The following is a 12,085-nucleotide window of genomic DNA, read 5'->3' as shown; positions in this document are numbered from 1 at the left end:
GAGGAGTCTTCAACATGCAAGCTAGAGAAAACCTCGCGCAACAAGCCGCCAAAGGCGCGGCCGATGCGCTGATTCCACAGACCACCGACAAGACGAAATGGTGGCAACACGTTACCGAATACAGCCTGATCGTGATCTTCGTGGTGATGTTCGCCACGATGTCGCTGACGGTCGACCATTTCTTCTCGATCGACAACATGCTCGGTTTGGCGCTGTCGATCTCGCAGATCGGCATGGTGGCCTGCACGATGATGTTCTGTCTCGCGTCGCGCGATTTCGATCTGTCGGTGGGGTCGACGGTCGCGTTCGCCGGCGTGCTGTGCGCCATGGTGCTCAACGCCACCGGCAACACCTTCATCGCGATCATCGCGGCGGTGGCGGCGGGCGCGGTGATCGGTTTCGTCAACGGCGCGGTGATCGCGTATCTGCGCATCAACGCGCTGATTACCACGCTCGCGACGATGGAAATCGTGCGCGGTTTCGGCTTCATCGTGTCGCACGGTCAGGCGGTCGGCGTGTCGTCGGAGACCTTCATCGCGTTGGGCGGGCTGAGCTTTTTTGGCGTGTCGCTGCCGATCTGGGTCACGCTGCTGTGCTTCATCGTGTTCGGTGTGATGCTCAACCAGACGGTGTACGGCCGTAATACGCTGGCGATCGGCGGCAATCCCGAAGCGTCGCGTCTGGCGGGTATCAATGTGGAACGCACGCGCGTCTACATCTTCCTGATCCAGGGCGCGGTGACCGCGCTGGCAGGTGTGATTCTGGCGTCGCGTATTACGTCGGGTCAGCCGAATGCCGCGGAAGGGTTCGAGCTGAACGTGATTTCGGCGTGCGTGCTGGGTGGCGTGTCGCTGCTCGGCGGACGCGCGACGATTTCCGGCGTGGTGATCGGCGTGCTGATCATGGGCACGGTCGAAAACGTGATGAACCTGATGAACATCGACGCGTTCTATCAGTACCTCGTGCGTGGCGCGATCCTGCTGGCGGCGGTGCTGCTCGACCAGTTGAAGAACCGCGGCTCGCGGGATTAATTGACTAGCTCTGAAAGGAATCGAACGATGTCGTCTCCGGCCAATGCAAACGCCCGTCTCGCGGACACCGCGTTCGCGCGCTATCCGAGTCTCGTCGACCGTACGGTGTTGATCACGGGCGGCGCGACCGGCATCGGCGCATCGTTCGTCGAGCATTTCGCGGCGCAGGGCTCACGTGTCGCGTTCTTCGATATCGACGCGAGTGCCGGTGAGGCGCTCGCCGACGAACTCGGCGATTCGAAACACAAGCCGCTGTTCCTGCCCTGCGATCTGACCGACGTCGATGCGCTGCAAAAAGCGATCGCCGACGTCAAAGCCGCAATCGGCCCGATCCAGGTGCTGGTGAACAACGCGGCGAACGACAAGCGTCACCAGATCGGCGAAGTCACGCGTGAGTTTTTCGACGCGGGCATCGCGGTGAATATCCGTCACCAGTTTTTCGCGGCGCAAGCGGTAATGGAAGACATGAAGGCCGCCAACAGCGGCTCCATCATCAATCTCGGCTCGATCAGCTGGATGCTGAAGAACGGCGGCTATCCGGTCTACGTGATGTCGAAGTCGGCGGTGCAGGGTTTGACGCGCGGCCTCGCGCGCGACCTGGGGCACTTCAACATCCGCGTGAATACGCTGGTGCCGGGCTGGGTGATGACGGAGAAGCAGAAGCGTTTGTGGCTCGACGACGCCGGCCGTCGTTCGATCAAGGAAGGCCAGTGCATCGACGCGGAACTGGAGCCGGCGGATCTCGCGCGTATGGCGCTGTTCCTCGCCGCCGACGACAGCAAAATGATCACCGCGCAGGATCTGATCGTGGACGGAGGCTGGGCATGACGGCGAGTGCGCGCGCGCAGCCGGCCGCGCTGCTGCTCGACACGCAATGCACGCTCGGCGAAGGCGCGACGTGGTGCGCGGGCACCGGCCGCTTTTATTGGGTGGATATCGAAGGCGCCTGTCTGTGGCGCTACGACCCGAGCGACGGCGACACGACGCAATGGCGTATGCCGGAGCGGCTCGCCACGTTCGCGCTGTGCGCGGACCCGCGGCATCTGCTGCTGGGTCTGGCCACGCATCTGGCGTTCTTCGATCTGACGACGGGCAAGACGCGTCATATCGTCGACGTCGAACCCGGCATGAACACGCGCGTGAACGACGGCCGCTGTGACCGTCAGGGGCGCTTCGTGTTCGGCACGAAAGACGAAGGCTCGCCGCTGCGGGCAGTGGGCGGGTTCTACCGGTTGAATCACGATCTGTCGCTGGAGCGTTTGCCGTTGCCGGCGCCGGCTATTTCGAACAGCATCGCGTTCAGTCCCGACGGCGCGACCATGTACTACTGCGATTCGCCGACGCGTGAAATTCGCGCCTGCGACTATCGCGCCGACGGCAGCGTCGCCAACGACCGTTTGTTCACCGCGCTGACCGACGCCACCGGCGAACCCGACGGCTCGACCGTGGATCGCGAGGGCGGATTGTGGAACGCGCAGTGGGGCGGCCGGCGCGTCGTGCGTTACGGCCCCGATGGTGTGGAAACGGAGCGTGTCGATGTGCCGACGGCACAGCCCAGTTGCGTCGCGTTGGGCGGCGCGTCACAGGGAACGACCGACGGGCGTGCGCAGCTCGATACGCTATATATCACCAGCGCGCGTATCGATCTGGACGCTGCGGCGCTGGCGAACGACGCGGGTGCGGGCGGCGTGTTCGTCGCGCGTGTGGAAAAGGCGGGTTTGCCGGAACCGGTGTTCCAAGGCGCGTCCGCATAGCGCAGAATGACGCAGCCGCTTTTTCACGGCGGCGGCTCGGGGCGGTAGCGTCGATGACCGCTCAGGCATCTCGTATCACGCATGACGCATGACGCAGTGACCACGAAATCGATTCAGCAGTAAATGCCGCGATCCCAGTGCCCGCAAATTATTAGCCTGCATTGCAGGACCCAGAGGCGACCGGTTCAAGAAAATCGCCCAACAGCATCCGTCAGCAATGACGGCCATGTCCAAAGCCTCTCGATGGAGTCAGCCATGACTGTTGCGAATCTTGTTTCCGCCGCCCCGCCGACCGCCCAGAGCCGGCGCTCGCGACTTGCCGCGGCGGCCAATCCGGTGCTGCCGGGGCCGAGCACGTCGGCGGTGGCGGTTGGCGAAACCAGCGGCGGCGAGCTCGCGTGCATCACGCTCGCCAACGCGCATTTGCGCCTCGACGTCGCGCCGACGCTCGGCGGCGGCATTACCCGTTTCGACTGGCGCAACGACGGCGCGCTGACGCCGATTTTCCGGCGCTGCCGCCATGTCGCGGCCGATACACAACCCAACCAGCTGGCCTGTTATCCGCTGCTGCCGTATTCGAACCGCATCGGCGGAGGTCGTTTCGATGTGGCGGGGCGGCGCGTGGACGTGCCGCGCAATCGGGCCGACGAACCGTTGCCGATTCACGGCGACGGTTGGCTGTCAGCGTGGCAGGTGGCCGAGTCGGCGCGCGAAAGCGTACGCCTGACGCTCGATCGCCACGACGGCAAACCGTACGCATTCCGCGCGGCGCAAACCTATACGCTCGACGGCCCGACGCTCGCCGTCACGCTCGAAATCGAAAACGCGGGGCGCGAGGCGCTACCGTTCGGGCTCGGCGTGCATCCGTTTTTTGTGCGCGACGCGGATACCGAGCTATCGGCGGCGGCAGGCGGCCTCTGGCTGTCCGGCGACGACTGGCTGCCGGTGCGCCATGTTCCGGCGCCCCCCGCGTGGCAATTCGGGGTGGCGTATCCGTTGCCGGATACCGTCGTCAATCATGCGTTCACCGGGTGGAGCGGACAGGCGGCCGTGGTGTGGCCGAAGCGCCGCTTGTCGCTGAATATCTCGGCCGACACCGACTACTACGTGCTGTACACGCCCACCGGTGAAGACTTCTTCTGCTTCGAACCGGTGGACCATCCGATCAACGCGATGAACCTGGCCGGCGGCGCGTGCGAAAACGGCATGACCTTGCTGAAGCGCGGCGAGCGGCTGTCGCGGACGTTCCGCTTCACCGTCGAGCGGACGGGGTTGCGTTCGATGCCGGGCGCGCGGGGGACGAAGCGGCGGCAGTAGCGCGCCGGTGAAGGCGCGGCGGTAGCGAGCGGAAAAGTCGGCGGCGGTAGCGAGCGAGGCGACACGGCGACCGTAGGCTCGGGGCGCGAATTCAACGCCGCGAAACCGCGCCACCGCGCGCCAATCAGGCCTCGCGTCGCGGCCCTTCGCGCAGGACGGGTAAAATACGCGCCACTTCCGTTCATCTGCTCGCCGCGAGACCTCCATGTCCCATTTCATCCCGACACTCAACGACGCCTGGCAGCGCACCAACTCGCTGCTGTGCGTCGGCCTCGATCCCGAGCCGAGCAAATTCCCAGGCGCGCTCGCGGGCCGTCCCGAGGCGATTTTCGAGTTCTGCCGCACGATCGTCGACGCAACGGCGCCGTACGCGTCGTCATTCAAGCCGCAGATCGCCTACTTCGCCGCGCATCGCGCGGAAGACCAGCTCGAGCAACTGATCGCGCACATTCACGCGAATCATCCGGGCCTGCCGGTGATTCTGGACGCGAAGCGCGGCGACATCGGCAGCACCGCTGAACAATACGCGCGCGAAGCCTTCGAGCGTTATCAAGCCGACGCGGTGACGGTCAATCCGTACATGGGGTTCGATTCGATCCAGCCGTATCTGGAGCACGAGGGCAAGGGCGTGATCGTGCTGTGCCGCACGTCGAACCCGGGCGGTTCCGATCTGCAATTTCTGGAAACCGGCGGCCGTCCGCTGTATCAGGTCGTCGCGCAACTGGCGGCCGAGAAGTGGAATGCGAGCGGTCAACTCGCGCTGGTGGTCGGCGCGACGTTCCCGAAGGAAATCGAAGTGGTGCGTGGGATTGTCGGCGATATGCCGCTGCTGATTCCGGGCATCGGCGCGCAAGGCGGCGACGTGCAGGCAACCGTCAACGCCGGCCGCACCGCGAACGGCACGGGCATGCTGATCAACTCGTCGCGCGCGATTATTTACGCGGGTAAGGGTGATGATTTCGCGGACGCCGCGGCAAAAGCCGCGATGGAAACGCGGGATCGGATCAACGCGTTTCGGTGAGGAGCGTGCCGCCGTGTCTTAAAGCGGCGCGGTTCTGCTGAGACCGTTGCGCCTCATTTCGTTGCATTGCGCAGAAGCGCCGTTCGTGCGCACCGCTCAGTTAAGGGCCGGCTAAACCGCCGGCCTTAGCTTTTCAATGAAGCCTGCCTGCTGCGGATGCCGCGCCTTCAACGCATCGACGTCCGCCAGTTCGAACTCGCTGAATTCGAATCCCGGCGCGACGGTGCAGCCCACCAGCGCGAACGTCGCCGGATCGGCGCACTCCGCGGCGAACCACCAGCCCGCCGGTACCACGGCCTGAAACACGGCATCCGGATGCGTCAATGCATTGCCCAGCTTATGGGTGCGCAACGTGCCGTTTTCATCGAGCACGCGAACGTACAGCGGCTCGCCGGCGTAGAAATGCCAGACTTCGTCGGACTTGATCCGATGCCACGCCGAATGCGCGCCGTCGCATAACAGGTAATAGATCGCGGTCGACGCCGAGCGCGTTTGCATCGGCTCACCGTCGCGCATCACGCGCTCGGCCGAGCGGTACGTCTCGCTGAAAAATCCACCCTCGGGATGCGGCTTCAGATCGAAGCGGCGGATCAGTTCGTCTTTAGCCATGGCGGCGCGTGACTCGGACATTGCTTCGGACATGATTTCCCTGGCTCTCAACGCTGCGCTGCAACGGACAATCAAATCAATGCTCGCGTTCATCGAGCAACGCCAGCACGCCGCGCAGCGCGTGCGTGGCGGCCTGCACGCGAATCTGCTCGCGATCGCCCTTGAAAATCTTCGTTTCTACCGACGTATGCAGCCGGTTGCTCCAACCGAACGAGACCATCCCAACCGGCTTGGTCTCCGTGCCGCCGCCAGGGCCGGCGACGCCGGTGATGGACAGCGACACTTGCGCGCGGCTGTTGCGCAGCGCGCCCTCGGCCATGGCGCGCGCGACCTGTTCGCTGACCGCGCCGTGCTTCTCGATCATGTCGGCCGGCACGCCGATCATCTCGCTCTTCGCCTGATTCGAATACGTGACGAAGCCGCGTTCGAACCAGCCGCTGCTGCCGGAAATATCGGTGATCGCGGTCGCCACCATGCCGCCCGTACAGGATTCGGCGGTGACGAGCATCAGGCGCTCGTCGCGCAGGCGGTTGCTCACGCGAATCGCGAGCTGGTGAACCACGGAATCGGTAGGCATGGCGTCAATCCGGAAAACGAAGGCCGGCGGGCGAGGTCCGGCGGCGCGGGAGCGGCCGCCGGCGAGGATTAAACCGACATGCGCCAGAGCGCAATGACGAGCAGCGTGAAGAATGCGGCGACCAAGTCATCGAACATGATGCCAAAGCCACCTTTCAGACGGCGATCGAAATAACCGATGGGCGGCGGTTTCACCATATCGAAGAAGCGGAACACGATGAACGCCCACAACTGCTCGGTCAATGTGGCGGGCGTGACCATCAGCAGCACCAGCCAGAACGCGACGATCTCGTCCCACACGACCGGCGACGGATCGTCGATGCCGAGCTTCTTCGCGGTAAAGCCGCACAGCGCGATGCCGCCGACAAAACCGAACGCGATCAGCAGACCCCATTCGGTCACGGTCAAATAGCGGCTCAGAACAATGAACGACGCCCACGCGAACAGCGTGCCGAAGGTTCCCGGCGCGAAGGGCGACAAGCCGCTGCCGAACCCCAGCGACAGCATGTGCAGCGGATGCGACAGCATGAAGCGCGCGGTTGCGCGGCGCGGCCGCGGATTGGGCGCGCTGGGTTCTTGCGGCTGTTTCGGCGGCTGGCCGTCGATGAGTTCGTCGGCGGGGCCGAGCGGCGGATCAGTCTGCATGGAAGTGGTCGAAGCCTTGCAACGTCAGAGTGAGCGGCGTGCCGGCGGCGTCGCGCCAGCCGATCGCCGGGCGGTCGGCCGCCGTTTGGAGAGCGCTTATTGTACCGATGCGGGTGACCGGCACGCCCGCCTCGCGAGCGGCGTTTTGCACCGCCGTACGCGCGGCAACCGGTGCCGTGAAGCACAGTTCGTAATCGTCGCCGCCGGCGAGCGTGCAGCGCTGCTGGATTTCCGGTGAGAGGCGTTGCAGCGCGGCCGAGCGCGGTACCGCGTCGACGTCGACGGTGGCCCGCAAGTTGGAGCGTTCGAGGATGTGCAGCAGATCGCCGGCCAACCCATCCGACAGATCGAGCGCCGCGTGTGCGACGCCACGTAGCGCGAGGCCGAGCGCGACGCGCGGCTCCGGGCGTTCGAGGGCGCGACGAAACGTCGCAGCGTCGCTGGCATCGGCTTGCCATTCGCCGCGCTGCACGCCAAGCCCAGCGCGCGCGTCGCCGAGGGCGCCGGAAATCCAGATGTCGTCGCCGGCTTGCGCCGCGTCGCGGCGCAGCGCAGCTTGCGGCGGCACGCTGCCGAATACGGTGATGCACAGATTCAACGGCCCGCCGGTCGTATCGCCGCCGATCAGCGCGCAATCGTAGCGTTCGGCCAGCGCGAAGAGTCCCGAGCTGAACGCGGCGAGCCAGGCTTCGTCGGCTTTGGGCAACGAGAACGCCAGCGTGAAGGCCTGCGGCCGCGCGCCCATTGCCGCGAGATCCGACAGGTTCACCGCGAGCGCTTTGTGTCCTAGCGCTTGCGGATCGACGTCGGCGAAGAAGTGGCGGCCCTCCACCAGCATGTCCGTCGAGATCGCCAGCATTTCGCCGGGGCGTGGCGCGAGCAGTGCGCAGTCGTCGCCGATGCCGAGCGCGCCGCTCTGCGCGTCGGACGGTTGAGCGGCGGCGCGGCGCGCGAAGAAACGATCGATCAGCGAAAACTCGGAGAGCATGGGCGGCGGTAGATAAACGGTAAGTGAGCGGTGGATGAGCGGTAGGTGAGTCAACCCGCGCCGCGAACGTCGGCTAACGGCGCGCATTGTACGAAGTGACCGCTGGTTCAATCCCTAATGCGCCGGCAACGCTCAAGCGAGTAGGCTGTACGGCACGCCAACTGCACATTCCGGTCGATGCACATTGCATCGACCTTTCGCACTGTTTCGGTCGCGGCAGTTGTACCCGTTTTGAAGGAATTGAGCCGGCAATTGGGGCTACAATGCCGTCGAACATCTATTCTAATCCGCACTTCGAAGCCCGCCTTATGTCGACTCCCGTCAATAGCAAACTCCGCGAAGCCGCCCTCGATTACCACGAGTTCCCCACCCCGGGGAAGATCGCGATCGCCCCGACCAAGCAGATGATCAACCAGCGCGATCTCGCGCTGGCGTATTCGCCGGGCGTCGCGTTCGCGTGCGAGGAAATCGTCGAGAACCCGCTGAACGCCGCGCGTTTCACCGCGCGCAGCAACCTGGTGGGCGTCGTCACGAACGGCACCGCGGTGCTGGGGCTGGGCAACATCGGGCCGCTCGCGTCGAAGCCGGTCATGGAAGGCAAGGCGGTCTTGTTCAAGAAGTTCGCCGGCATCGACGTGTTCGATATCGAGTTGAACGAGTCCGATCCGCACAAGCTGGTCGAGGTGATCGCCGCGCTCGAACCGACCTTCGGCGGGATCAACCTGGAAGACATCAAGGCGCCGGACTGCTTCATCGTCGAACGTGAATGCCGTAAGCGCATGAAGATTCCGGTGTTCCACGACGACCAGCACGGCACGGCGATCGTCGTGGCGGCCGCCATCACCAATGGCTTGAAGGTCGTCGGCAAAGACATCAAGTCGGTCAAGCTGGTGTCGTCGGGTGCGGGCGCCGCGGCGCTGGCCTGTCTGGATCTGCTGGTCGATATCGGCCTGCCGCTCGAAAACATCACCGTCACCGATCTGGCCGGCGTGGTCTACAAGGGCCGCGTCGAGCTGATGGACCCGGACAAGGAACGCTTCGCGCGTGAAACCGAGGCCCGCACGCTCGCCGAAGCGATTGGCGGCGCGGACATTTTCCTGGGGTTGTCTGCCGGCGGCGTGCTGAAGCAGGACATGGTCAAGCAGATGGCGGATAAGCCGCTGATTCTGGCGCTTGCGAATCCCACGCCGGAAATCCTGCCGGAACTCGCACTCGAAGTGCGTCCGGACGCGGTGCTGTGCACGGGCCGTACCGACTATCCGAACCAGGTGAACAACGTGCTGGTGTTCCCGTTCCTGTTCCGCGGCGCGCTGGACGCGGGCGCGACGACGGTCACGCGGGAAATGGAAATCGCGGCGGTGAACGCGATTGCCGAACTGGCGCGTCAGGAGCAGAGCGATATCGTCGCGACCGCTTACGGCATTCAGGATCTGTCGTTCGGGCCGGAATACCTGATTCCGAAGCCGTTCGACCCGCGCCTGATCGTCAAGGTCGCGCCGGCCGTGGCGAAGGCCGCGATGGATTCGGGCGTCGCCGAGCGTCCGATCGAAGACATGGATGCGTACGAACAGCATCTGCAGCAGTTCGTGTATCACAGCGGCACGACCATGAAGCCGATTTTCCAGGTGGCGCGTGGCGTCGAGCCGGAGAAGAAGCGCATCGTGTTCGCGGAAGGCGAAGAAGAGCGCGTGCTGCGCGCCATGCAGATCATCGTCGACGAAAAGCTGGCCAAGCCGATTCTGATTGGCCGTCCGGCGGTGATCGAGCAGCGGATTGCGCGCTACGGTCTGCGTTTGATCGCGGGTCAGGATTACACGGTCGTCAACACCGACCATGACGAGCGCTATCGCGACTTCTGGCAGGAATACTTCAAGATGATGTCCCGCAAGGGCATCACCGAGCAGATGGCGAAGCTCGAAATGCGCCGCCGCACCACGCTGATCGGCGCCATGCTGGTGAAGAAGGGCGAAGCGGATGGCATGATCTGCGGCACGGTCAGCACGACGCACCGTCACCTGCACTTTATCGATCAGGTGATCGGCAAGAAGGAAGGCCGCAAGGTCTACGCGGCGATGAATGGTCTGGTGCTGCCGAATCGGCAGATCTTTATCGTCGACACGCACGTGAACGTGGACCCGACGCCGGAGCAACTGGCCGAGATCACCATCATGGCCGCCGAGGAAGTGCGCCGTTTTGGTATCGAGCCGAAGGTCGCGCTGCTGTCGCATTCGAACTTCGGTTCGAGCAATGCGCCGACCGCGCAGAAAATGCGCGACACGCTGGCGATCCTGCGCGAGCGTGCGCCGGAACTCCAGGTGGACGGTGAAATGCACGGCGACGTGGCGCTCGACGCAAACCTGCGCCGCGAAGTGCTGCCCGACTCGACGCTGGAAGGCGACGCGAACCTGCTGGTGCTGCCGAACATCGACGCGGCCAACATCTCGTACAACCTGCTGAAGACCGCCGCGGGCAACAACATCGCGATCGGTCCGATGCTGCTGGGCGCGGCCCAGCCGGTTCACGTGCTGACGGCCTCGGCGACGGTGCGCCGGATCGTCAATATGACGGCTCTGCTGGTCGCGGATGTGATCGCGGCACGCTGATCGGGCCTGCTCGAATCTGTTCGAGCGAACCTCGTGTGGCGCAGCGGATCGGCGCCACACGAAAAAGCGGAAAAAAAAGCGTGCCCGCAACGGGCACGCCTCGGGTGAACTGGGGAATAGTCACCCTGAAATGGCAAACCGCACGATCCAGCTTCCAACGAATTTAGCCCTCCGGGCGCGCGTCACAAGGCGAAACGCCCGGACCGGCCGCGTGCTGAATTTCACGCAACCAGCGTGCGATTGCTAAATCAAGTTTAAGTTTAGCCTGACTAAGCTAACAATTCTGTCAAAAGTCGTCAAAGCCGCTCCGGTGGGCGTTTCCGCTTGACTGATAGCGAACGCCAGCCTGGCGAACGTTGATTCCAAAGGCTATTAGCGATACCCTTACGACTTTCATGGTCGTCAAACTCGTGATTTAACAGCGGGAACCCTGATACATGGCACGCAAGTGGCTGCGCATGAAAGGCGTGCTGATCGGTGCTTTAACGCTGTGCGTATTATCCGGTTCCGTGCCTGGCGCGTTAGCGCGCGACTACACGGCGCCCGCCGATGCAAACGCACAGGTGCAGGGCGTCGTCGCGCTGGCGCAGTTGCCGCGCGAAGCGGTCAACACATTGAACTTGATTGCCGCCGGCGGGCCTTACCCGTATGAGAAGGACGGCATCGTATTCGGCAATCGCGAACGGTTGCTGCCGGCCCATCGGCGCGGCTATTACCACGAATACACCGTTCCCACGCCTCGCGCGCGTAATCGCGGGGCGCGTCGCATCGTCTGCGGTGGTCCGCTACAGCGAACCGACAATTGTTACTACTCGGACGACCACTACACCAGTTTTAATCGTATTGTTGAATGACATCGGGATGAACGGCATGAGCGACAACGTCTACGCGCACGACTCCGGAGTCGCGACGGATCTTTTCGCGGCCGGCGACGGCAATTTGTTCCAACGCGTCATGCAGATGCGCGCCGGCGAGCAGGGCCGCGAGAACCAGAGCGAAACAGGCACTGTGGTTTCATCGAACGAGGAGCCCATGAGTCTTTTCAAGACCGTACGACCGAACATCGTACAGTCGATCCGCGCGTTTCGCGTGCAGGATCTAGCTGACGAGGCCGAGCAACTCGGCCAGCATTTCCTGTATGCGTATTGCGCGAACGCGCAGTCCAAGCAGGAAGTGCTCGAGACGATCGCGACATCGTTCCTGTTTCCGAAGCATTTCGGCAAGAATTACGACGCGCTCTACGATTGTTTAACCGACCTGGTTCACAAGGCCGGCGCGCAGCCCGGCTTCGTGATCGTCCTCGAACAATTGCCGGTCGCTCAGAAGTTCGACAAGGAAGGGCGCGAAACGCTGCTGGACGTGTTCCGCGAAGCGGCCGAGTTCTGGGCCGAGCGCAAAGTCGCGTTCCGGGTGTTTTATTCGTTCGCTTAAGGTTTGGCCGTGCGGCGCAGCTTGCTGGCTGCGTGAGGCTGAGAGATAAAGAAGGCCCGCCGATTGGCGGGCCTTTGCTTTGGGTGCGTGGTTTTGTGGACCGAAGCGGT

Annotated in this window: 12 protein-coding genes; 8 read left to right on the top strand and 4 right to left on the bottom strand. The window is 63.8% G+C overall.

The annotated features are described in order from the left end of the window. Window positions 1-14 precede the first annotated feature (14 nt). From araH to pyrF, 5 genes are all read left to right on the top strand, one after another. Window positions 15-1,031: an L-arabinose ABC transporter permease AraH gene (gene araH, locus B0G83_RS21775; RefSeq protein ID WP_105509464.1), complete on the top strand. Its 1,017-nt coding sequence runs from the start codon at window positions 15-17 to the stop codon at window positions 1,029-1,031. A gap of 27 nt (window positions 1,032-1,058) precedes the next feature. Next, window positions 1,059-1,859 (top strand): SDR family NAD(P)-dependent oxidoreductase, encoded by an 801-nt coding sequence (locus B0G83_RS21770; RefSeq protein ID WP_105509463.1) that lies wholly within the window; start codon window positions 1,059-1,061, stop codon window positions 1,857-1,859. Further along, window positions 1,856-2,785: an SMP-30/gluconolactonase/LRE family protein gene (locus tag B0G83_RS21765; RefSeq protein WP_105509462.1), complete on the top strand. Its 930-nt coding sequence runs from the start codon at window positions 1,856-1,858 to the stop codon at window positions 2,783-2,785. The genes B0G83_RS21770 and B0G83_RS21765 overlap by 4 nt, the downstream gene beginning before the upstream one ends. Before the next feature lie 255 nt (window positions 2,786-3,040). Further along, entirely contained in the window at window positions 3,041-4,102 is a 1,062-nt protein-coding gene (locus B0G83_RS21760) for an aldose 1-epimerase (RefSeq protein WP_105509461.1), read from the top strand. A gap of 205 nt (window positions 4,103-4,307) precedes the next feature. Further along, window positions 4,308-5,123 carry an orotidine-5'-phosphate decarboxylase gene (gene pyrF, locus B0G83_RS21755; protein ID WP_105509460.1) on the top strand — a complete coding sequence of 272 codons (816 nt, stop codon included), beginning with the start codon at window positions 4,308-4,310 and terminating at the stop codon, window positions 5,121-5,123. Window positions 5,124-5,234: 111 nt separating this feature from the next. Here the strand turns inward: pyrF and B0G83_RS21750 are convergent, their stop codons facing one another. From B0G83_RS21750 to thiL, 4 genes are all read right to left on the bottom strand, one after another. After that, window positions 5,235-5,753 carry a cupin domain-containing protein gene (locus B0G83_RS21750; protein WP_105509559.1) on the bottom strand — a complete coding sequence of 173 codons (519 nt, stop codon included), beginning with the start codon at window positions 5,751-5,753 and terminating at the stop codon, window positions 5,235-5,237. Between the two features lie 55 nt (window positions 5,754-5,808). Beyond that, window positions 5,809-6,309 (bottom strand): CinA family protein, encoded by a 501-nt coding sequence (locus tag B0G83_RS21745; protein WP_105509459.1) that lies wholly within the window; start codon window positions 6,307-6,309, stop codon window positions 5,809-5,811. Window positions 6,310-6,377: 68 nt separating this feature from the next. After that, window positions 6,378-6,953, bottom strand: coding sequence for a phosphatidylglycerophosphatase A (locus B0G83_RS21740; RefSeq protein WP_105509458.1), 576 nt, complete (start codon window positions 6,951-6,953; stop codon window positions 6,378-6,380). Then, complete coding sequence (thiL, locus tag B0G83_RS21735; protein WP_105509457.1) at window positions 6,943-7,941, bottom strand: thiamine-phosphate kinase; 999 nt, start codon at window positions 7,939-7,941, stop codon at window positions 6,943-6,945. The genes B0G83_RS21740 and thiL overlap by 11 nt, the downstream gene beginning before the upstream one ends. A 263-nt stretch (window positions 7,942-8,204) precedes the next feature. On the opposite strand from thiL, the gene B0G83_RS21730 reads away from it, so the two are divergent. The 3 genes from B0G83_RS21730 to B0G83_RS21720 all read left to right on the top strand — a co-directional run bounded on the left by B0G83_RS21730 (window position 8,205) and on the right by B0G83_RS21720 (window position 11,975). After that, on the top strand, window positions 8,205-10,544 hold the full coding sequence (locus B0G83_RS21730) for an NADP-dependent malic enzyme (RefSeq protein WP_105509456.1): 2,340 nt from the start codon (window positions 8,205-8,207) through the stop codon (window positions 10,542-10,544). A 437-nt stretch (window positions 10,545-10,981) separates the two neighbouring features. Continuing rightward, complete coding sequence (locus B0G83_RS21725) at window positions 10,982-11,398, top strand: ribonuclease (RefSeq protein ID WP_035548646.1); 417 nt, start codon at window positions 10,982-10,984, stop codon at window positions 11,396-11,398. A gap of 16 nt (window positions 11,399-11,414) precedes the next feature. Beyond that, the gene (locus B0G83_RS21720; protein ID WP_105509558.1) at window positions 11,415-11,975 is read left to right on the top strand and encodes a barstar family protein; all 561 of its coding nucleotides are present in this window, start codon (window positions 11,415-11,417) and stop codon (window positions 11,973-11,975) included. Window positions 11,976-12,085 lie beyond the last annotated feature (110 nt).

Origin of the sequence: Paraburkholderia sp. BL21I4N1 (genome assembly GCF_002973525.1) — a bacterium.
In the GTDB taxonomy this organism is placed as follows: Bacteria; Pseudomonadota; Gammaproteobacteria; order Burkholderiales; family Burkholderiaceae; genus Paraburkholderia.
Note: the sequence above shows the minus strand (reverse complement) of the source record. Positions and strands in the feature narration are given on the sequence as shown.